Raw genomic sequence first — 20,794 nt, forward strand, 5'->3', positions numbered from 1 at the left:
GGTGGCGAGAATTTATGACGTTAGGCCAAACGGTCAGAATTCTTCCTTTTCCCGGCAAATAGTCCTGGGTTAAAATCGTAGGCAGCCGTAGCTTTTCCTGTTATAATCAAGAGGGACTTAGTGATTTATCAACTTTCAATTACAATTTTTTACGTATCTTTTTTCGCAATTTTAATTTTACAAAGTTGACGGACTGCTAATTATTTTGATGAAAACAGGAGGGACCTATGAGCCATCTGAAAATGGAAAAGCAAAAGCGGATTGCGCTGATCGCCCATGACAATCGCAAAGGGGAACTGATTGCCTGGGCCTCGACAAACAAAGAGAAGCTGAGCCGTCATTTCCTCTGTGGTACAGGCACTACGGCATCGATGATTTCGGCCGAAACAGGCCTGCCGGTCCGGGGCTACCAAAGCGGTCCGTTGGGAGGCGATCAACAGATCGGTGCCTGTATTGTCAATAATGAGGTTAATCTGATGGTCTTCTTCTGGGACCCGCTGGCGGCGCAGCCCCACGACCCTGATGTCAAGGCGCTGCTAAGATTGGCCGTCCTGTATGATGTGCCTGTGGCGATGAGCCAGTCGGCGGCCGACTTTTTCCTAAGATCAACCTGTATGGAAGAAGAATACGAGCGTAATGTGATTGACTTTGTTCAGGCCAGAAAAAAAGGATTTTAAAAATGGGAGCTAAAAAACATGGACTAATGGGGTCCGTGTTTTTTTGTTGCCGGCAGTTAGGGCTTGTTTGCAGGGGGCCGCTATTTCGTAAAACTTCGCGTGCCCTATAGGGGATAATTCGTCTGGCGAAAAAATCACTCGCCATGAGTCATTCCGTTAATTTACAAACAAGCCCTAATAAATTCCGCACGATCAAGGGAAGAATACAGGGGGGATTGGTCACCGGTCTTTGGCGTAACTGGCCGGCCATCAATAAATTACAATTTCTTCTTGAATCTTTTCTGTCAGCCATTGTTGCCGTCAGCATACCTATGTTCACCAGGTGCGTCTCCTTCGTCTTAAATCCTCGTAAATTTAATTTGCCTGTCCCAAGTTGACGGATCGCTGGTTTTTTGGGGAAGAAAGGGATAGTACTGATGAACAATAAAAAGTAATATATTTACATTAGTGGGATTGATTGATTTTTAGGTACTTAATAAAGGATTTTTTAAGCCGATATAGAAATTTATACAAATGATCTGAGCAGACTGTCCGGCCTATCATCGCCCCAATCAAAACCGCTGATTGCATCAGCGGTTTCCTAAAGGAAAGGAGGGATAAACGCGTTATTTTTGACAATTGAATAAGGTATTGCAAAACTTAGTAGATGAGGAGCAAAAAATGAAACCAATAGACTTTATGAGCGATAAACTAAGCGTTCCCGAGCTAACAATGCGGGGAATGCTCTTAGGGATGCTGATTACGGTTATTTTTACGGCATCCAATGTATATCTGGGCTTAAAAGTGGGATTGACTTTTTCGTCGTCAATTCCGGCTGCCGTTATTTCGATGGCGATTCTAAAAATGTTTAAAGATTCCAACGTTCTGGAAAACAACATGGTGCAGACACAGGCATCCGCAGCAGGCACTCTTTCTGCAGTTATCTTCATTATTCCTGGCTTGCTCATGTTGGGGTACTGGCAGGGTTTTGCCTTCTGGCAGACACTGATGATTTGCGCCTGCGGCGGCAGCCTGGGCGTACTGTTTACCATTCCACTGCGCCGGGCGATGATTGTTAACAGTGATCTTCCTTATCCGGAAGGCCTGGCAGCGGCCGAAATTCTAAAAGTAGGCAGCGGCAGCACGGATGGCAGTAAGAACAGCGGTGTAAAAGATATCATGAGCGGCGGGTTTGTTGCGGCTTTGGTCAGCTTGTGCGCCGACGGTTTTCAGGTCATTTCTTCCGGCGTGCATTACTGGTTTACTTTTGGCGGCATGGTCTCCCAAGTACCCTTAGGGTTTTCTTCGGCTTTGCTGGGGGCCGGATATTTGATCGGAATTGCCAGCGGTATATCCATTTTGGTAGGAACTCTTTTATCCTGGGGTGTTTTCGTTCCGTATCTGACGGCAGGTCTTTCGCCGGCAGAGGGACAGAGCCTGGGAGCTTTCGCTACAGGCATATGGGCGCAAAAAGTCCGGCTGATTGGTGCCGGTACGATCGGTATTGCGGCTGTCTGGACTTTGCTGACGCTGGTTAAACCCATTTTGGAGGGAATGCGCATTTCAGTTCAGGCTATGAGCCGTTCCGGACAAGGGAAAGGCCTTCATAGAATGGACACTGACCTGTCGCCGAAAACGACGGCACTCGTTTTAGGTGTGATTGTCCTTGGTTTGCTGGCAACCTTCTATTCCTTTATTGCCGATGCCAATCTGACGGCTGGTGTAACCTGGGTCTTTATTATTGTCGGCGTGCTTGTTGCCGTCTGCATGGGTTTTTTTGTAGCCGCTGCCTGCGGCTATATGGCCGGTTTGATCGGTACTTCGGCCAGCCCGATTTCGGGGATTGGCATTTTGGGGATTATCATTTCCTCGCTGGTAGTACTCGGTATCGGTTCTGCCGTCAGCCTGTTTGATACAGAGGCGGGAAGCAAGTTTGCTATTGCTCTGGCTATTTTTATGACTAGTGTTATTGTCAGCATTGCGGCCATTTCCAATGACAATCTGCAGGACTTGAAAACCGGCCAATTGGTCGGAGCCACTCCCTGGAAACAGCAGGTGGCCCTGCTCTTAGGTTGTGTTGTCGGCGCCTTTGCCATTGCGCCGGTATTGAACTTGCTCTATGAAGCGTATGGCTTTGTGGGAGCTATGCCGCGTCCCGGCATGGATGAAGCTCAAGTCTTATCGGCACCGCAAGCGACCTTGATGACAACGATTGCCAAGGGGATTTTCAGCCATAATCTGGATTGGAATTATATTCTGTTTGGCGTTGGTGTCGGTTTGGTCATTATCGTTATTGACATCGTGTTGAAAAAGAATTCGTCGGCTAAATACTGCCTGCCGCCGCTGGCTGTGGGCATGGGGATTTATTTGCCGCCTACCTTGGAAATACCATTGGTATTTGGTGCCGTAATCAGCTATTTAGTCTGCCGTTATTTACGCAAACGGGCGGAAGAACGGAGCCCGGGACATGTGGAAGACGATGTTGAAACCTGCAACCGCCACGGCGTGCTGTTTGCGTCAGGGCTGATTGTCGGCGAAAGCCTAATGGGCGTTATTATCGCCATCATCATCGTATTCTCCGTGACTAGCGGCGGCAGTGATGCACCGCTCAAACTGGTGGGCAAGGATTTTGGCGCTACGGCTGACTGGCTTGGTCTGGTTGTGTTTGCCGCAGTAATTGTCACCTTTGTTTCCCGGGTGCTCAGCGTAGACTACAAAGCCAAAGCGAAACAATAATTTCGCGATCGGCGGCAGGATGATAGATCAGGATGGACAGTTATAATTAGACCTGCGGCGCCCAGAGTTACTCTGGGTGCCGCTTTTATATGTGCGGTAGAGCGATTGGACGTATACGAAAAATGTAAGCCTTATGGTGAAGAAGCCTGGCAGAGCCTGGATTAGGTAGCCGGGAAACAATCTAATCCGGCCAATTGCTGTTTTCGGTATGTTAGGGCCTGTTTATAAAATGCCGAAACGCCCCCTGACGGTGCTTTTGGGGCCAGACTTCCTTGAAATTTTTTGAAATAGGGGCCGCTATTCCTGCAAAATTTCCCATGCCCTTTAGGGTTTAACTCGTCTGGCGCAAAAATCCATCGTCATGAGTCATTCCGTTACTTTACAAACAAGCCCTAAGCAGGAATTGGCTGTTGGCAGGCAGAAACATGATTAAAAAGACAATGATCAGGGCAGGGAGAGAGAACATATGAAATATGATGCGATATTATTTGATCTGGATGGCACCTTGACCGATTCGCAAGAAGGCATCTTGCGTTCGATTCAGTATGCCTTGGGGAAAAGCGGTATTGTCGAAAATGAGGTGGACAAGCTGGTCCCTTTTATCGGGCCGCCGCTGGCTGAGTCTTTTCGGGAAGTGTACAGCATGGACCCGGAACAGGTGGAACAGACGGTTGCTTACTACCAGGAATATTTTGCGGTCAAGGGAATGTACGAGAATACCGTGTATCCGGGTATTGAAGAGTTGTTGGCGGAGCTGGCGGACAGAGGGAAATATCTGGCGGTAGCCACTTCGAAGCCAATCTTCTTTTCGGAAAAGATTATTGACCACTTTTCATTAACAAAATATTTTCAAGCCATTGTTGGCGCCCACTTGGAAGGCAAGCACAGCGGCAAGGAAGAAATTATCGGCACTATTTTGTCCGGTATTCCCCATATTCCGGCAAGCCGGGTGGTGATGGTGGGTGACCGCAAGTTTGACATTCACGGAGCGCAGGCCCATGGCATTGATGTCATTGCGGCAGGTTATGGCTACGGGGCCGATGAAGAACTGGCGGCGGCCGGACCGACGCATATTGCCGGATCGATCACGGAATTGCGGTCGCTGCTGCTGGGTTACTAAAGCCGGTGTACTAGTGCCTTGACCAAGTTAAATCTTAGTTTATACAGCCTCTCTTTTTCGCACTGCTGCGTTGTCGTCGGCTTACATATGGCCTGCGCGCCTCCTCCGCCTTGCATTGCAGAAAAATCTATACTGTATAATTCTAATTCATAACTTTGCCAAGACACCAGGAGCACAAGGTTATTGAATAAGCCGGTACAAAAGAGGAAAGACTTCTTCCGTTACATCGGTAACGAAAAAAGTCTTTTTTCTTATAGTGCATTAGTTATTTTACCGAAGGCTGGAAACGGAGCCGACCAACATGTTAGCAGGAGCGTGAGAGCGATGAGCGAGACAGTTAATCCGGTTGTTTGGGTTGAAATTCCCGTAGCCAATATGGAGCGGGCCAGACTTTTTTATGAAGCCGTATTCGGCTGGAGGTTGACGGTTATCGATATGGGACCCAGGCAGATGGCCATGCTGCCAAGCGAAATGGGCTTTCCTGGCTGCAGTGGGGCGCTGGTAAAAGAGCAGCATTTTGTACCCTCCTATGCCGGTTCGCTGGTGTATTTTTCGGTAAACGACATCCCTGGAATTCTTGCCGGAGTGGTGCTCCATGGAGGTAAAGAACTGATTCCTAAAACGAGTATTGGCGAATATGGCTTCTGTGCTTATTTTGAAGATAGCGAGGGGAACCGCATTGGCTTACATACTCTGTAATTCGCCCCGCGACCAGCATATGGCGGCCCCTGCCAGCCCAATCAGGACGGCTGCCAGATAGGTATTATGCAGGGATAGTACGAATCCGGTACTGCTGTTTAAGTAGGCATACCTGGCCATTTGTATGCTAAACATGGCCCCGCTGGTGGCAACGCCCATGACCTGTCCCACGTTGCGCATGAGGGCCAGCATACCGGAAGCCACGCCAATCTGATTTTTTGGAACACTTCCCATGATGGCGTTGTTATTGGGCGCTAAAAATAACCCGGTGCCGAAGCCGACCAGGGCTAAGCCTGTGACGGTAATTAGCGGATAGAAGGTATAGGTTTGGCTGAGCAGAAAAATACCTGTTGAGATCAGCAGCATGCCCAGGGTGGTTAAAAAGCGTGAGCCAACCCGGTCAGACAGTGTTCCGGCTATAGGGGAAGTCAGCAGCATGGTCAAAGGGAAAACACTCATTAAGTAACCGGCCGTATTGGTTGGCAATGCCAGAAAGTTCACCAGATAAAAGGGCATAAGAAAGGTTACGGTATACTGCGTCAAGTAATTAATCATGGCGGAAAAATTGCAAAAAAGGAAAAAACGATTTCGGAACACGGCAAAATTAAACATGGGGTATTTGCATCTGAGTTCAATGTAGGTAAAGAGCAGTGACGAAAGCAGGGCGCTCAAAAACAGGGTGATAATGATGGCCGAGCTCCAGCCCCAGGCTTGCCCATGGCTTAAAGCCAGCAAGAAGGTGGTAAGACTGATAAAAAGAGTGATGGCTCCTCCAAAATCAAATTTTTGCGGCTTTTTATCTTTAACGGGCAGTATCTTCCAGGACCAATAAGTTCCCAGGATGCCGATCGGAATGTTGATAATAAAGATGGATTGCCAGCCGTAAGCCTCTACCAGAAAGCCTCCCAAGGCCGGTCCGGTGGCAAGTCCCAAGGAGACAAACATGGCGTTGAGTCCGATGGCTTTGCCTCGCTCGGAAGGTTGAAAGGTGTCGGCGATAATTGCCTGAACCACGGCCAGTATGGCCCCGGCACCCAGGGCCTGCAAGGCCCGGGAGGCGATAAGCATCCAGATGTTGACGGAAAGACTGTTGCATAAGGAGGCGATGGTGAATACGGCAAAGCCGCTGATAAACACCGGACGGTGACCGTACATATCGCCCATCCGGCCATACATCAGCAGGAGGCTGCTAATCAGCAGCAGATACACGATGACAACCCATTCGACATTGTTAAGGGTTGTATGAAAATACGTGGTAATGTCCGGCATGGCGATATTGACAATACTGGCATCCAATGTTGACATAAATACGCCGAGGATGGTAGTCGAGTGGATTAACCATTTGCGGACACGGGGATTATCGGTTTGTAACAATTGACGGAACATAGGAAAGCCTTCTTTCTGCACGAATTCGCAGTGCAATATAGTATATTACCGGTTGCACCGATTGTTCTTTTAATCGTGCTCAGTTAGATTAACCATCCCTACGCCGATAACGCCGACGGCTGTTTGGATAACGGCGTCCAAATCGCGCTGGCAATTGGCCAGCACACCGGTTTGCTGGGAACGGACAATGCCTTCGGCGCTGGCGTGAAGAAAGAGCGCCAGTGCCCGGGGGTCATAGGCCTTAAGCTCTCCGGCGGTGATGCCTTCCTGAATGATTTGTTCCAAAATGAAAATGGATTCGGCCTGTTTTTCCTGTAGGGCTTGTTGTAAAGGCAGCGGTAAGTCAATGCCAGCCATAGGATTAGCCGCCAGGTGAAGGATTTCAAAATATTGCGGTTCGCTATGAAAAAAATTCCAATAGGCGTAAAACACGCTCCGCAGGCGAAGCCCTGCGGAGCTGTTTTGTGCGGCGGCCAGGCGAAATCCTGCCAGTTGATGCTCATAGGCCTGGCAGCATATGTGAAAGAATATCTCCGCTTTGTTTTGAAAATGAAAATACAAAGGGCCTGTAGAAATATTTGCCGCGAGGGCAATGTTTCGCATCGAAGTCTTGTGATAGCCCAGGGTTAAAAACAGTTCGCGTGCTTTTAATAAAATCAGTTGCTGTGTAGTTGCCGAATCGGTGTTGTTCATTGATTTTGCTCTTTTCTATTGAAAAATTTTTTGGAAGGGTTTTATCATATGTTCTTTTATCTGTTCGCTATACAGTTGACGCCGGATAAAAGGGAGTTTGGCTGCTACTGACAATAGGGCAGCGAATAGCCGGGAAGCATACTGCCGGCGAGGGAAATCGTAACGGCCGTTTTGTTTGTAATATTGGTGATCGGCAATGAAAGGAAATCTAAGTTCTCCCCAAATGGCATCACGGAAGATTTTATGGCCGCCGACGCTTAAGAAGGTTGGCGGTTGCAGATAGTTTTGCAGGGAATGCTCAACTCCGGCTTTAGCTAGCTGATAAAGCAGCGTGTCAATGCTTGCTGCTGAGTCGGACTCATCGGTAACGATACCGTTTAGATTAGCTTCCTGGAGTTCTGCATAGGCTTCCAGGATCTGGCGCAGATTGGCAAGCTGAGCTAAAGGGCCGCTGACGATAAAGCCAAGCTGCTTTCCTTTTAAGGCTGGAACATGATTATTAAAGAAGCTGCGGTCAAAAAAGGTTTTCCAGCGGGAAGACAGATAGCGGTCGTGAATGGCACCGGCCATAATGATAATATCGGCAGGTTTAACTTTCGTGTTGAAAAAGGTGATGAAATCATCCTTATTACCGTAGACACAGGTATTGTCGTAGGCACACCGGATACAACCCAGGCAGCCGCCTGTAATAGAAAGATCCCGTAAATTGATGACGTCAGGTTTTTGACTATAGGAAGTGGTATAAGCCGTCAGCATATTGGTCAGGTTGGTTTCGCTGGGCAGCGCATCATGGAGAAGGAGAATTTTTCTGCCTTGCGGGTCAAGCGGCGGCTGACTTAACACAGGTGCATAGACATGGGTTACCGGGTCAAGCGGCAGATAAGCCTGGGCCGTTGCCTGAGCGTTGTCAATAGCGGCAAAAAAATTGCGGGCAAAGAGAGTGAGCCGCTGCTGACCGGCTGTTTGCAGCAAGTCCTGCATGGCGGCAGAGTAGCCGCCGCAATATTTCATTGCTAAATCATCGGCAATGGCATGCATATAGTTATGGGCTGTGTGATCAAAAAAATGAATGGACGTAGTCAAAACGGCGGTGTATTTACCTTGGAAGTATTCTTCCGCCTGTCTTTCACGGATTAGCTCAATAAAGCGCTTGTATTGGGCCGGAACAAGGTAGTAGTACAAGGGAAAAGACCACAGGATGCCGTCGGCTTCCGCCACATTCCGGAGAATGTCTTTAAAACGGGCTTCATCCTGCTCGATTAAACGGCTTTGCTGAGCAATTTGCCATACTGTGAAGGTATGCTCCGGAAATTGCTGCTGTAAGAAGCGGATATATTGCATAGTTACACTTATTTCACCCTTGGGACTGCCGTGCAAGACGGTAATTTTCATGGGAGAGCCTCCCTGTATAACAGTGTTATATTACGTGCTTTAAATATAACACTGTTATACTGACGCGTCAAGCGATCAAAATAAGTCGTATAGCCACAGGAAATAAGCGGGGATGCGGTTATTCCGACAGGGCGTTAAGAATATAAAGTCTCAAACTTTTTTAGGAATTTAATTTTCTTATAGGAAATGTTACAATAAATAAAATGGATTAATCTGTTACATAGAGGCAAGCTACATAAGAAAAGAGGCGTACAGATGGATAAACAGGAAACAAAGGCAGCTAAAAGGAACCTGCCTCCTTTCAGAGCCGACCAGGTGGGAAGTCTGTTAAGGCCGGCGGTGGTAAAAGAAGCCCGGCTGGCTTGCCAGGAGGGACGGCTTGCGCCGGAGAAATTGCGTTCCGTGGAAAATACCGAAATAAAGAAACTGGTGGAAAGGCAAAAAGAAGTTGGGTTACAGGCAGTGACCGACGGTGAATTGCGCCGTTCCTGGTGGCACCTTGATTTTTTATGGGGGCTTGACGGTGTCAAAAGAGTAGCGGCCGACCATGGTTCCATTGCCTTTCATGGCAAGGATACCAAGGCGGAAACCATTGAAATCGAGGGGGAAATTGATTTTACTCAGCATCCCTTCCTGGAAGATTTCAAATTTCTGAAAGAGGCTGCCGGTACTCATACGGCCAAGTTCACCATACCTTCGCCGTCCATGCTGCATTTGATTACCACGGTCCGCAAGGAAGGCTATCAGCCGATTGCACGGTATCAAGACAATGCGGTGCTGCTGCAGGATATCGCCCGTGCTTACCAAAAGGCCCTTGCCGCTTTTTATGCTGCCGGCTGCCGATACCTGCAACTGGATGATACCAGTTGGGGCGAACTTTGCTCACCGGAAAAGCGGGCTATGTACGAGCAGCGCGGCTTTGATTTGGAGCAGCTGGCCCGGGACTATGCCGCGATGATTAACCAGGCGATTGCAAACCGGCCGGATGACATGATTATTACCATGCATATTTGCCGCGGCAATTTCCGGTCTACCTGGTTTTCCTCCGGCGGTTATGAGCCGGTGGCGGAGATTTTATTCGGCCAGTGCCGGGTTGACGGCTTTTTTCTGGAGTATGACAGCGAACGGGCCGGCGACTTCCGGCCGTTGCGACACATAAAAGACCAGCAGGTGGTGCTGGGACTGATCACTTCCAAAAGCGGCGAGCTGGAGAACCGGGCGGCTGTGCTTCAACGGATAAAAGAAGCGGCGCAATATGTTCCGCTTGCGCAACTGGCTTTAAGCCCGCAATGCGGTTTTTCCTCAACCGAAGAGGGCAATATACTGACGGAAGCAGAGCAATGGGAGAAGCTGAGGCTGGTTGTCAGCATTGCCGGGGAAGTGTGGCAATAGGAAATTTACCGGATTATGATTACTACAGAAAAAGGAACTGCAGGCTTACTTGGCAGTTCCTTTTTTGTCGGGATAAATCAGGTTCGGTGCTCCTGCTGCCGGTTTTGGCCGTGCTTATTTTTGTCCGGTAAAAAAAATATATTATTCTCAGAAATTATTGTAATTTTACGAAAAGTGTATTACTATAAAGATATAACAAATGATGTAGGGTATAACTAATGTTAATGGAATGTGGGGCTGGATATGTACACTGTGGACCGGAGGTTATTAATTAAGATCTCCGAAATGTATTATCTGGAGAATAAAAACCAAAATGAAATTGCCGAGCAATTCGGTTTAAACCGGATTACGGTCGGGAAATACTTAAAAAAGGCTTTAGCGGAAGGGCTTGTTAAGATATCCATTGCCAACGACTCCTATGGGGTTTTAGAAAAGGCGCTGGAGAAAAAGTACGGGCTGAAGGAGGTATATATTGTATCCTTTGCTTCCGAACTGGGCTATGCCGGGCTGCAGTATATTCAAAGAATTTACAGCCAGGACGACGTTCTTGGTATTTCCTGGGGAAGAACGCTTGGCGCCGTGGCGCAGGCCGCTACGTTAGAGAGGTGCAATCCGGTACAGGCCGATATATTGCCCTTGGGCGGCAGCCTGGAGAATGTAAATGATGAACATCATGTCAATACGATCATTTATAAAATGGCAACAGCCTTTAAAGCGCGCAGCCATTACTTATATGCTCCTTTCTTCACCAGTTCGGCCGCAGCCAAAGCGGTGTTCATGCAGGACAGCAACTGCCGGAGAATTGCCGCCCTGTGGGAACGGCTCACCATTGCCGTGATTGGTATCGGCTCACCGGCCAGTTCCTCCAACTGGATCTGGTCCGGCTACTTTGGCAATGAATACATGGAGCTATTGCAGCAGGCAGGAGGGGTCGGCGATATTTGTTCCCGTTATTATGATCTGGTCGGGCGGAGAATTGATGAGGCTCTGGAAAACAGAACGATTGCAATTGACATCAATCTGCTCAAGCAAGTCAGGCATTCCATTGGCATTGCAGCTTCACCGGCCAAGGTGGAGGCGATTTTTGGGGCGATTCAGGGGCAATATATCAATGTATTGATTACCGATGAACAAACAGCGCAGTTGTTGCTACAATTTAAGCCGCAGCAATCGGAAGGTTGATTCGTACCGACCGGGACAAAAAACTCAGACGGGGGAGATTGGGTTGCAAAACAGTAAAAAAGCGCAGCCGACAGTGCTGCCCAGTGATAAGGTTTATAAACTGCTGGAATATACGGAAGTGCTGGTTGAAGGGAAGAAAGAAAATTTTTTAATACGCATAGAAAAGCAGGCGAAAAAGTCTGGTTCTTACCGGTCACCGGGTATAACAGAATAGCTGCGGCATCCTCAGGATGCGAAAAAAGGGCCAGGGGCTAATCAGGTTTGCTTCTTGATGGTTCTTTTTCTTTTTTTTCAAGGGGGAAAGAAGCATTCATATTTCAAATATAAGGAGAGCGATAGCTATGTTGGAAGCATTGAAAAAAGAAGTGGTTGCCATTGCCAGGCAGGCGGAAGCATCAGGGCTTTGCCGGCACAAATCGGGGAATTTCAGTATCCGTGATCAGGAGACCGGTTATGTGGTGGTGACACCCGCCGCGGTGGACCGGGCGGAATTAACCTATTATGACATCTGTGTGGTTGATTTGAATGCCTGTGTGCTGGAAGCGCCGGAGGGCCGCAAGCCGACCAGTGAGCTGCTGCTGCATTTGGAAGCTTATAAAAGACGGCCCGATATCGGGGCTGTAGTTCACACCCATTCCCGCTTTGCGACGGCTTTTGCCGTACTCAAAAAGGACATCCCGGCTATTGTGTACGAAGGTGCCGCGCTGGGCGGCGCAGAGGGGATCATCCGGGTTGCTTCCTACGGCCGGCCCGGCACGCCGGCGCTTGCCGCCAGCATCAGCGGGCTGATCCAGTCGGCCGATGCCGTATTGCTGGAAAGCCATGGCGTGCTGACAGTGGATAAAACCGCCAAGGACGCGCTGTTAAAGGCGCACTATGTGGAAGAAATCGCCGAAATTTATTACCGGGCTTTGCAGATCAATAACGGAAAAGAGCCGACCACCATTGCACCGGAAGAATTCAGGGAGTGGAAATATCCACCGGAAATCACCTTCCGTAAGCAATAACGGCCGTCATCCAATCCGGAAAGGGGATAAGGAGATAGCTTAATGAAAAGAAAAATTAAGACACCTTTTTTCTCGGTCAACCCCAAGGGATATCTGTTTGGAAAAGAGGCGGTCGAACTGGCTGTTGAGGCCGACCGGCTTGCCAGGCAGTATGACATTGATTTATTTTATACGGCCCAGACTGTGGATTTTCCGTCCATAAATGAGGCTGTAAACAAAATATTTCTGACAGCACAGCATATGGACCCGCTGCTGCCCGGACGGGGGATGGGATATATTTTTCCGGCGGCCTTGCAGCATTATAACGTGAAAGCTACTTTCCTCAATCATGCCGAGCATCCGGTGAGCTTGCGGGATTTGGTGAAAACAATGAAACTGGCCGATAGTCTGGACATGTATACCATAGTCTGTGCTGACTCTATTGAGGAAGCTCAGGCCATCGCTCAGCTAAAACCGGATATTCTCATTTGTGAGCCGACGGAGTTAATCGGCACCGGCCAGACCAGCAGTGTCGAGTATATGGAGACCAGCAAGACGGCGGTCAAACAGATCTCGCCGGAAACGCTGGTGTTACAGGCGGCAGGTATCAGCACAGGCGAAGATGTTTACCGGACGATTATCGCCGGGGCCGACGGTACGGGAGGTACCAGCGGAATTGTCTGTGCCCCGGATAAGGTAGCGGTACTTCGGGAGATGGTAGCGGCGCTTGTGGAAGCGAGAAACAAATTAGGCGTGTAAGGAGATGGCCCGATGACTGTGTATCATGATGAACTGATTTTGACCTCCAACGGCCGCCGGGTAACCTATCACCGGATTACCGATCAAGTGAAGGAAATGGTGCGTAAAAGCGGCGTGAAAAATGGCATTTGTGTGGTTGCCAGCCAGCATACCACCTGTTCCGTGATCTTTGAAGAATATATGCATGATGTGAATTTTAACGGTGATGAGCTGCTGCAGGTAGATTTGAATAATATCATGGATACTCTGGTACCCCGCTGTACGACGGAAGGCCAGTATCACCATCCAGGGCCTAAGCATACTGCCTTTGCGCTGGAACTTACTGATCCTGACTACCCGCCTGATCCCGGCACACTGCTAAATACCGATGCTCACATCCGTGCTTCGCTGTTTGGCGCCAGCGAGACTTTTATTATTCAGGACGGACAGCTTTTAATCGGTACGGTTGGCTATATCTACTTTGTCGACTGGGACCAAAACCGGGTGCGCGACAGACATTGCCGGATTGCCATTCTTGGTGAATAAGAGCTTACTTAACATAAAAGATCCCGCCCGGTTTGACCGGGCGGGATCTTTTCGCTGCAAGTTGAGGAATAAGATAAAATTTTATCACCGTATTGTCAGCGGTCTTGGACTAGAGGTGAGGTATCATCCGGTAAGTTAAGTGTCATGTCATACCAATGGGAACCGCCGTGTGTGGAAGCGGAAAGGCCAGTGCTGATATAGCCAAAAGCTTCATAGTAATGAACTAAATTTTCCTTGCAGGTTAGAATTACCTTTTTACGCCCGGTTCGCTTGGCTAACTGTATAAAAGACTGCATTAACCGAGTGGCAATACCCTGTTTCCGGTATGATGGCAGCACATCCAGGCCGAAGATACTGACATTCGAGCCATTTGGTATGTGGTGGCGTGTGTCGTGAAACATCTCGTCATAAATAACGGGACTGTTGGTGACACAGCCGTTAATAAACCCGATAATAGTTCCCCCGGTTTCCGCAACGAGAAAGTAGTCCGGGAAAACGGCAATTCTCTTTTCAAATGATTCACGTGAGGCTGCTTCAGCCCTGGGAAAACAGATAGCCTCTATATCCGCTACCATGCCTGCCTCTTCCGGGCGAACCATGCGAATAGTCACTTCTAGCATAGGATACATCCTCCTGCGTTCGTTATGTAACAAAGACATTATAGCATGATTTACTTTGTACTGCGAAAGTGCAGCAGAGTTGCAACCTAAGAAATTCTGAATTGTTCATTAGACAATACCTTTTGAATACTATGAAAAAGCGTAATCCGGTCGTTTACAGCTCAGTTGGTCAGTGGTGAACGGATCGTCATCCTGGCCGCAGGATTTTCCGGAGGCTTTTTTCGCTTTGATCATAGTCAGGCAGCATTCAGCAGGCAAAACAGAAAGCAAGAAAATAAAAATTAGCCCCTGCCGTCTATACAAACCGGCAGGGGCAATTATCTTGCATTAACCAGGTATCACCGAAGAAGTTTTTCCAATACCTTGTCGGTAAGCTTCTCGGTTATTTTTTTCTCAGCTTCCGCCCGGGATGTCGGCAGATTGCGCTGCTGCAGTTGTTCCATGACGTTTTGGCTGATTTGTTCGGGATAGAAGGTGCCAAAATCGGTTTTCATCGCCAGATTGCTGACTTCCGCTTCATTTGAGCCTTGTTTGACAAAATTGCCGGTCAGAGTCTGAAAGGATACCCCGTAGGCTTTGCCGCTGGTGATGGTAAAGCTGCCTTGCAGCAGGGCGGCAGCCGCATTACCGGTGGCTGTGCCGGTCAGTGACAAGGGGCCATGGACATCTTTGGTGGTAAGCTGGGAGGAATCCAGGCCGCTGCCGGAAATATTCAGCGAATATTGCTCACTGTCAGGGTAAATATTGCCGCTGGCGCTTACCGTACCTCCGGTGGTTGCGCCTGTGGCGGTAAGTAATTTTAACTGCTCCTGCGCATAGGAGAAGGTGCCGTTGATACCGCTGACGGTCATTGTGCCGAATTGCAGGCGGTCTAAACTAAAGCTGCCGGAAAGTACGGGGGCCAGCACGGAACCGGTCACTTTCCCCTGGACCGCTATATTTCCGCCGGTTTGGAGATTGGGCAACAGGGCTGTCGGGTCGCCGGCCGGCATCTGGATGGTAAAGTCCAGTGCTTGCTCGGCCGTTGATGTGGTGATTAACTGCCCGTTAACGGTTATCGGCTGTCCTTTATACAAGGCTTGGCCATTGGTGAACAAAAGAGACTGTTCCTGTTTGGTGAAATCGGCACTGCCCTGACTTAAGGCCAAAGCTCCCGTGGTATCTACCCCGGAAAAATGGCCGGCCAGGGTTTTAAGCAGTACGGTTCCGCCCGGTTGCCCGTTGCCGAGCTTGGCGGTTACTTCATCCAGCTTGCCGGCTGTGATTTTTATGGGGGAATCATCAGCAACCAGTCCCAGTTTGGTTAAGTCCAGGCCTTTGGCGGTAATGGTGATTTCCGATAGGGCGTCTGTTCCCCAGTGGCCTTCAGCCGTCAGTGCAGCCTGATCAAGCTGGCCGGTTATCGTAAGGCTGGTCTGGCTTGCTGACAGAAAATCGAACTGACCGGATAATTGGTTCACTGTTTTTTCAAACAGATCGGTTGTTAGATGAAGCTGACCGTTTTTTAACTTTATTTTCCCGCTGAATTTGGCGGAGTCATCTGAGGTTGGCTTTAACAGGTTATCCCAGTTGGAATGCTCCTGTTGATAAGTCAGCCAAATTTCCGGTTCTTCTACCGTAACGCCTGTGATAAGCTGGGGGCCTAGCTGACCTTTTAATAAGTCATGTAAGTTGTACCGAATATGTACCCGGTTAATTTTGGCGACCGGATTGCCTGCCGCATTCAACACTTCTATGTCATCGGCCTCCACATAGCCCAGAAAGGATAGAGAAATGTTGCCCACCGTGATTTTGCCGTTAATCGATTGATTGGCCTGGGCTAGCAACGACTGCTCCACGGCCTGTCGGATTTTTTCGGAGGCAAGCTGGAAAAGCAGGGTTCCGGTTAAGAAAATGAGAGCCAAGACAAGCAGGCCCACCTTTTTCTTGCTCCATTTGGTTCGGAGTGTCACGGGTGTCTGTTGTTCGTGCATAGATCGGTATCCTCCCCATTTTCTTAATTATATATTATACGCTACGGTGATGTACTGAACAAGAGTGACTCACTGGCAATAGCCGCCGGAATGCCAAATCGTGAGAATAGCAAAAAACGAAACTGACAAAAATAGCATGTTCTATTTTATATCCGGGCAGCAAGCTTCCCATGGCGGCGGGGTATCCCGGCTGTTTTGTCAGGAGTGGCGGCAAGGTTTTTTGTATATAGCTGGCAGGCCAAGGTATGTTTGGTTGGTAAATATTTTATTTTGGCTTAGTACCTTGTGTTACTGAAATGATGATCCTGCAGCCTTTTTTTGCGAATTATTGTTGCCTAGTTTATGTCCGATAAATGTGGCTGCGCTGCCATGCAAAAAATCCGTCCACCTTTTTGCTATATTTTAAGGGGCGCAAAGGGGGGATGAGCATGGGGAGCTTTTCATTGATGGCAGAGGATGGTATGATAACGGTATATCCGTATTTACCGAAAGAGTTGCATATAATGTAGGAGAGAAATACACACCTCTAGGCAACACTGATTACATGAACCTCGAAAGGATTTTTCCGCCTGGATAGGAAGTAAAACCGCAGGAATATTGCCGCTATTTCAAGGTTTTGCTGACATAGTCAGGCGAAAAAAGATCCGTCAGGACGCGCAGCGTGAATTAATCAGTAGCTACCTAGTACTTCATCTGTGTCAACTGCCGCTTTAACACGGATAAGATACAGCTAAAAGGAAGGAATGATTCTTCATGAAAATTATAGATGCTCACCTTCACTTCTGCCAGGAACCTCACTTTGACCATATAGCGCAATTAGCAGGCCACGAAAATACAAGTGAACATCTTAAGGAACAATATGACCGGTATAACATTGTCCGGGGCGTGGTAATGGGCAATCGCAATCTGACTGAAGACAGTCCTGCCTATCCCGGTTATCTCAGCTATTGCGTTGGGCTGGACAGCACTTTTTTCCGGCTGGAGGATATCGAACAACAGGCCTGCCTGGTGGAACAGCATCTGCAACGGGAAAATTGCGTAGGTATTAAACTGTATCCGGGTTATAACCATTTTTATATTTACGACCCGGTGATTGATCCCTTATATCAACTGGCTATGCAGTATCATAAACCGGTGGCCGTCCATACCGGGCTGACTGCCACCAGCAAAGCGCTGCTCAAATACAGCCATCCCCTGGTAATGGATGAGGCGGCGGTTCGTTATCCAGAAGTGCAGTTTATCATGTGCCATACCGGCAATCCCTGGCTGGCCGATGCCATTGCCGTCATGGAAAAGAATGAGAACGTGGCCGCTGATCTTTCCGGACTTTTAGAAGGCAGAATTGCCGATATGCCGGCATTTTTTGAACAGAAAAAAGGCTATATTGAGCATTTTAAAATGTGGCTGGAATATCTGGACCAGTATGACCGATTGCTGTACGGCACAGACTGGCCCTTGGCCAATATCGCCAACTATATTGAATTTGTGGCGCAACTGATTCCGGAAAAGCATTATGACAAGGTGTTTTTTGACAATGCCAACAGGATTTATCAGCTTGGTCTTTGACCGAAAGGACAGTCTGGCTGGTAACAAAAGGCAATCTAAAAACCCGGGGAGAACCGGCCCAGGTGATTTGCCGGGTGATGTGTAACAAAAGGCAATATACGAAGCATAGAATAAATTGGAGGACCATCCTTGAGAATTAGTAAGTTGTGCTTCTGTAATTTATTCAGCAAAAATTCTCTTGATATATTGACAATATTTTTTTCATCGTATATTATAAGCATAAATTAAATATAGAAATAAATTTGATTAGCTGATCAAACGATTGAAGGCTAAGCACAGGAAATCTTGTGCTTGGCCTTTTTTATTTTTGGTCAAAAGAGTATGTTGAGTAGAAAAGTAAATCAATACCCGGGAAAAAAGATAGGGGAGTGCAGAGATGTCACAAACAAAAAAACAATTAGTATTAGCTGCGTTTAACAATGAGCCGGCAGATCGGATTCCGGTAGGTTTTTGGTATCATTTTTTGCCTGATCCGGAGCATACCGAAGGATTGGGGCAGCCTGCGGTGGTTGCAGAGAACATAGCGGGCCTCAAACGTTTTTATCAGGATTTTCAGCCGGATCTGGTCAAGATTATGAGTGACGGTTTTTTTGTTTACCCCAATAAGGCGTTGTTTAATATAACGTCAGTCAAGGCTGTCGAAGGGATTAAACCGCTAGGCGAAAATGCGCCGTGGATAGAGGAACAGGTAAATCTGGTGAAGCAGGCCACGGGCGCTTTTGGGCATGAGGTACTTCTTTTTTATAATATTTTCGCTGCACCGCGGTATCTTGAATTTATGCATAGCGCCGGCGATGCCAATGGAAATTTCGTCAAATTGCTTAAAGAGGACAAAGCTGCTTTACAACATGTCCTAGATGTTATATCCGAGGATTTGGCGGCTCTGGCCAGGCGGGTCATTAGAGACGGGAAGGCCGACGGGATATATCTTAGTGTGCAGAATATACCCAGACCGGAGGTTACGCGTGAAATCTACGAGGAAGTGGTTGCGCCGGCTGAAAGAAAAATATTGGCTGCTGCCAACAAAGTCAGCGAGAACAATATTTTGCATATTTGCGGCTATGAGGGAACCCGGAATGATCTTACCTGGTATAAGGATTATGAAGCCAAAGCCATTAATTATGCCGCCAACGTGGAAAGGATTGCGCTGGCCGAGGGCAAGAAGATTTTTGGCGGGAAAGCGATCATTGGCGGCTTTGATAATACCAAAAACGGTGTACTTTACCGGGGAGCTAAGGAAGAGATTGAATTGGCCACAGAAGAAATTGTCAGGAACGCAGGAAAGACCGGCTTGATCATCGGCGCCGATTGCACGGTACCTGACGATATAGACGTCAAGAGACTACATTGGGTACGCGATAAAGCGGCCGCTTTATAGAAGGGAAGTTCCTGAGTTGTCAATGATGGGGGAGGGATGATCCATGCTAAGGCTTACCGGTATACACAAGGATTTCAATGGCAATCCCGTGCTAAAGGGGATTGATATCGCGGTGGAAAAGGGAGATGTGGTCGTTATCCTGGGACCAAGCGGCTCAGGCAAAACGACCTTGCTGCGGTGCATTAACTTTTTGGAGCAGGCAAGCAGCGGGGAGATGATTTTTGATGATGTGCGCCTGCAACTAAATAAGGTGTCTGCTGCCGATAAGAGAAACGTGAGAAAAAAGACAGCCTTTGTGTTTCAAAATTATAATTTGTTCAATAACAAGACAGCCTTGGAAAACGTTACGGAAGGCTTGATTATCGGCCGGGGTGTCCCGAAGGCTCAGGCAGTTGAGACCGGCAAGGCGATGTTGGATAGGGTGGGCTTGTCTGACCGGTATCATTATTACCCCAGTCAGCTATCGGGTGGACAGCAGCAGCGGGTGGGCATTGCCCGGGCCTTGGCCGTACAGCCCGAAGTGATTTTGTTTGATGAGCCAACGGCTTCCCTGGACCCTGAATTAGTCGGTGATGTTTTAGCCGTTATGAAGAATATGGCCAGGGAAGGAATGACCATGATAGTGGCGACACATGAAATGCAGTTTGCCCGCGAAGTTGCCAATCATGTGATTTTTATGGAAGGCGGAACTATTGTTGAAGAAGGACCCCCGGAGCAGATATTCTTTAAGCCTAAGGCTGAACGGACTAAAAGCTTCTTAAGCAGAATATTGAAATCAACAGCCTAAGTGCTCCGCCAACCTGAAAGCAATGGGAAATTTGCATGAAATATCAAATTGTGGAGGAGATTATCATGAGGAAAATCTGGAAGACGTTGGGTGTTATCAGTATGCTTGCCATGCTGGCAGTCAGTGTAGGCTGCGGGAATGGCACCGATAAAAAAGCAAGTAGTGACGCCGGCACCACCGAGAAAAAAGTGGTGAGAGTCGCTTTTACTAATTATTATGTGCCTTATGATTTTGTAAATCAGGCTGGCGAACCGGATGGCTTTGAAGTGCAGGTCATGAAGGAAGTGGGAAAATTGCTTCCCCAATATCAGTTTAAGTTTGAGCCGACTTCGGATGACGATCTGCTGATTGGTGTGGAATCGGGCAAATACGATGTGGGGATTAAAGGGGTATGGCAGACTGAGGCCCGTAAGACCAAGTTTATTTTCCCGAAAAATAATATTGCTGCCAGTGTGATTGGTTTGACCTTCCGCAAAAGCGATGCCGATAAAATTAAAGATATGGATAGTTTCGCTAAAATCGGTGGCAAATTAGTCCCCATAGCACCGCAAAACGCCCAGTATGCCGTGGTAGAGGATTATAACAAAAAGCATCCGGATACGCCGATCAAATTACTGCCCTCCGAAAGCTTCCAGGTAGCCGACGCCTATACCTGGGTTTTGGAAGGCCGGTATGACGCCTTTTTTGATATAGAATTAGCCTATAAAAATAATGTGGCCAATGACAAAGGCACGTATCATAAATTTAATGATCAGTTGGCTTACGTTCGTTATAACGCCATTCCTACCTATCCGATCTTTAATAAAAAAGATCAGGAATTTGCCGATGCTTATGATAAAGCCATTGAGCAATTGACGCAGTCAGGAAAAATTAAAGAGCTGGAACAGAAATATTTTGGCGAAGATCTTTTACAGCTAGTGAAAAAATAAATAGTAAGGGACGGG

At 48.0% G+C, this 20,794-nt stretch carries 19 protein-coding genes; 14 read left to right on the forward strand and 5 right to left on the reverse strand.

Translation table 11 applies throughout. The features are described 5' to 3' along the window. The first annotated feature begins 227 nt into the window (after positions 1-227). From F3H20_RS10920 to F3H20_RS10935, 4 genes are all read left to right on the forward strand, one after another. The gene (locus F3H20_RS10920; protein ID WP_149734965.1) at positions 228-677 is read left to right on the forward strand and encodes a methylglyoxal synthase; all 450 of its coding nucleotides are present in this window, start codon (positions 228-230) and stop codon (positions 675-677) included. Between the two features lie 660 nt (positions 678-1,337). Then, entirely contained in the window at positions 1,338-3,392 is a 2,055-nt protein-coding gene (locus F3H20_RS10925) for an OPT family oligopeptide transporter (protein ID WP_149734966.1), read from the forward strand. Between the two features lie 466 nt (positions 3,393-3,858). Then, a complete protein-coding gene (locus F3H20_RS10930; RefSeq protein ID WP_149734967.1) occupies positions 3,859-4,512 on the forward strand; it encodes an HAD hydrolase-like protein in 654 nt (217 codons plus the stop codon). A 324-nt stretch (positions 4,513-4,836) separates the two neighbouring features. Beyond that, positions 4,837-5,211, forward strand: a complete 375-nt coding sequence (locus F3H20_RS10935) for a VOC family protein (protein WP_149734968.1) — start codon at positions 4,837-4,839, stop codon at positions 5,209-5,211. On the opposite strand, the gene F3H20_RS10940 is transcribed toward F3H20_RS10935, so the two are convergent. From F3H20_RS10940 to F3H20_RS10950, 3 genes are all read right to left on the reverse strand, one after another. Further along, on the reverse strand, positions 5,197-6,597 hold the full coding sequence (locus F3H20_RS10940) for an MFS transporter (RefSeq protein WP_149734969.1): 1,401 nt from the start codon (positions 6,595-6,597) through the stop codon (positions 5,197-5,199). The two genes, F3H20_RS10935 and F3H20_RS10940, sit on opposite strands and share 15 nt — an antisense overlap. A gap of 69 nt (positions 6,598-6,666) precedes the next feature. After that, positions 6,667-7,290, reverse strand: a complete 624-nt coding sequence (locus F3H20_RS10945) for a TetR/AcrR family transcriptional regulator (RefSeq protein WP_149734970.1) — start codon at positions 7,288-7,290, stop codon at positions 6,667-6,669. A gap of 15 nt (positions 7,291-7,305) precedes the next feature. After that, the gene (locus F3H20_RS10950; RefSeq protein ID WP_149734971.1) at positions 7,306-8,682 is read right to left on the reverse strand and encodes an NAD(P)H-dependent oxidoreductase; all 1,377 of its coding nucleotides are present in this window, start codon (positions 8,680-8,682) and stop codon (positions 7,306-7,308) included. A gap of 255 nt (positions 8,683-8,937) precedes the next feature. Between F3H20_RS10950 and F3H20_RS10955 the strand changes: the two genes are divergently transcribed. The 6 genes from F3H20_RS10955 to F3H20_RS10975 all read left to right on the forward strand — a co-directional run bounded on the left by F3H20_RS10955 (position 8,938) and on the right by F3H20_RS10975 (position 13,526). Next, positions 8,938-10,074, forward strand: coding sequence for a 5-methyltetrahydropteroyltriglutamate--homocysteine S-methyltransferase (locus tag F3H20_RS10955; protein ID WP_149734972.1), 1,137 nt, complete (start codon positions 8,938-8,940; stop codon positions 10,072-10,074). 243 nt (positions 10,075-10,317) lie between these two features. Continuing rightward, positions 10,318-11,256 (forward strand): sugar-binding transcriptional regulator, encoded by a 939-nt coding sequence (locus tag F3H20_RS10960; protein ID WP_149734973.1) that lies wholly within the window; start codon positions 10,318-10,320, stop codon positions 11,254-11,256. A 43-nt stretch (positions 11,257-11,299) separates the two neighbouring features. Further along, a complete protein-coding gene (locus tag F3H20_RS19915; protein WP_188128290.1) occupies positions 11,300-11,470 on the forward strand; it encodes a hypothetical protein in 171 nt (56 codons plus the stop codon). Positions 11,471-11,597: 127 nt separating this feature from the next. Then, positions 11,598-12,263, forward strand: coding sequence for a class II aldolase/adducin family protein (locus F3H20_RS10965; RefSeq protein ID WP_149734974.1), 666 nt, complete (start codon positions 11,598-11,600; stop codon positions 12,261-12,263). Between the two features lie 42 nt (positions 12,264-12,305). Then, complete coding sequence (locus tag F3H20_RS10970) at positions 12,306-13,001, forward strand: triose-phosphate isomerase (RefSeq protein ID WP_149734975.1); 696 nt, start codon at positions 12,306-12,308, stop codon at positions 12,999-13,001. Between the two features lie 12 nt (positions 13,002-13,013). Next, positions 13,014-13,526 (forward strand): YjbQ family protein, encoded by a 513-nt coding sequence (locus F3H20_RS10975; RefSeq protein ID WP_149734976.1) that lies wholly within the window; start codon positions 13,014-13,016, stop codon positions 13,524-13,526. A gap of 95 nt (positions 13,527-13,621) precedes the next feature. Here the strand turns inward: F3H20_RS10975 and F3H20_RS10980 are convergent, their stop codons facing one another. After that, on the reverse strand, positions 13,622-14,146 hold the full coding sequence (locus F3H20_RS10980) for a GNAT family N-acetyltransferase (RefSeq protein ID WP_149734977.1): 525 nt from the start codon (positions 14,144-14,146) through the stop codon (positions 13,622-13,624). 338 nt (positions 14,147-14,484) lie between these two features. After that, positions 14,485-16,119, reverse strand: coding sequence for an AsmA family protein (locus F3H20_RS10985; RefSeq protein ID WP_149734978.1), 1,635 nt, complete (start codon positions 16,117-16,119; stop codon positions 14,485-14,487). 753 nt (positions 16,120-16,872) lie between these two features. Between F3H20_RS10985 and F3H20_RS10990 the strand changes: the two genes are divergently transcribed. The 4 genes from F3H20_RS10990 to F3H20_RS11005 all read left to right on the forward strand — a co-directional run bounded on the left by F3H20_RS10990 (position 16,873) and on the right by F3H20_RS11005 (position 20,779). Next, positions 16,873-17,685 carry an amidohydrolase family protein gene (locus F3H20_RS10990; protein WP_149734979.1) on the forward strand — a complete coding sequence of 271 codons (813 nt, stop codon included), beginning with the start codon at positions 16,873-16,875 and terminating at the stop codon, positions 17,683-17,685. 376 nt (positions 17,686-18,061) lie between these two features. Next, positions 18,062-19,063 (forward strand): uroporphyrinogen decarboxylase family protein, encoded by a 1,002-nt coding sequence (locus F3H20_RS10995; RefSeq protein WP_149734980.1) that lies wholly within the window; start codon positions 18,062-18,064, stop codon positions 19,061-19,063. Positions 19,064-19,106: 43 nt separating this feature from the next. Then, entirely contained in the window at positions 19,107-19,850 is a 744-nt protein-coding gene (locus F3H20_RS11000; protein WP_149734981.1) for an amino acid ABC transporter ATP-binding protein, read from the forward strand. Positions 19,851-19,909: 59 nt separating this feature from the next. After that, positions 19,910-20,779, forward strand: a complete 870-nt coding sequence (locus F3H20_RS11005) for a transporter substrate-binding domain-containing protein (RefSeq protein ID WP_394349568.1) — start codon at positions 19,910-19,912, stop codon at positions 20,777-20,779. Positions 20,780-20,794: the final 15 nt, after the last annotated feature.

This window comes from Propionispora hippei DSM 15287 (genome assembly GCF_900141835.1).
Lineage (GTDB): Bacteria > Bacillota > Negativicutes > Propionisporales > Propionisporaceae > Propionispora > Propionispora hippei.

What these genes read in the sequence shown, in the direction of transcription:
- F3H20_RS10920 (WP_149734965.1), top strand. Translation starts at nt 228, where the DNA reads ATGAGCCATCTGAAAATGGAAAAGCAAAAGCGGATTGCGCTGATCGCC.
- F3H20_RS10925 (WP_149734966.1), top strand. Translation starts at nt 1,338, where the DNA reads ATGAAACCAATAGACTTTATGAGCGATAAACTAAGCGTTCCCGAGCTA.
- F3H20_RS10930 (WP_149734967.1), top strand. Translation starts at nt 3,859, where the DNA reads ATGAAATATGATGCGATATTATTTGATCTGGATGGCACCTTGACCGAT.
- F3H20_RS10935 (WP_149734968.1), top strand. Translation starts at nt 4,837, where the DNA reads ATGAGCGAGACAGTTAATCCGGTTGTTTGGGTTGAAATTCCCGTAGCC.
- F3H20_RS10940 (WP_149734969.1), bottom strand. Translation starts at nt 6,597, where the DNA reads ATGTTCCGTCAATTGTTACAAACCGATAATCCCCGTGTCCGCAAATGG.
- F3H20_RS10945 (WP_149734970.1), bottom strand. Translation starts at nt 7,290, where the DNA reads ATGAACAACACCGATTCGGCAACTACACAGCAACTGATTTTATTAAAA.
- F3H20_RS10950 (WP_149734971.1), bottom strand. Translation starts at nt 8,682, where the DNA reads ATGAAAATTACCGTCTTGCACGGCAGTCCCAAGGGTGAAATAAGTGTA.
- F3H20_RS10955 (WP_149734972.1), top strand. Translation starts at nt 8,938, where the DNA reads ATGGATAAACAGGAAACAAAGGCAGCTAAAAGGAACCTGCCTCCTTTC.
- F3H20_RS10960 (WP_149734973.1), top strand. Translation starts at nt 10,318, where the DNA reads ATGTACACTGTGGACCGGAGGTTATTAATTAAGATCTCCGAAATGTAT.
- F3H20_RS10965 (WP_149734974.1), top strand. Translation starts at nt 11,598, where the DNA reads ATGTTGGAAGCATTGAAAAAAGAAGTGGTTGCCATTGCCAGGCAGGCG.
- F3H20_RS10970 (WP_149734975.1), top strand. Translation starts at nt 12,306, where the DNA reads ATGAAAAGAAAAATTAAGACACCTTTTTTCTCGGTCAACCCCAAGGGA.
- F3H20_RS10975 (WP_149734976.1), top strand. Translation starts at nt 13,014, where the DNA reads ATGACTGTGTATCATGATGAACTGATTTTGACCTCCAACGGCCGCCGG.
- F3H20_RS10980 (WP_149734977.1), bottom strand. Translation starts at nt 14,146, where the DNA reads ATGCTAGAAGTGACTATTCGCATGGTTCGCCCGGAAGAGGCAGGCATG.
- F3H20_RS10985 (WP_149734978.1), bottom strand. Translation starts at nt 16,119, where the DNA reads ATGCACGAACAACAGACACCCGTGACACTCCGAACCAAATGGAGCAAG.
- F3H20_RS10990 (WP_149734979.1), top strand. Translation starts at nt 16,873, where the DNA reads ATGAAAATTATAGATGCTCACCTTCACTTCTGCCAGGAACCTCACTTT.
- F3H20_RS10995 (WP_149734980.1), top strand. Translation starts at nt 18,062, where the DNA reads ATGTCACAAACAAAAAAACAATTAGTATTAGCTGCGTTTAACAATGAG.
- F3H20_RS11000 (WP_149734981.1), top strand. Translation starts at nt 19,107, where the DNA reads ATGCTAAGGCTTACCGGTATACACAAGGATTTCAATGGCAATCCCGTG.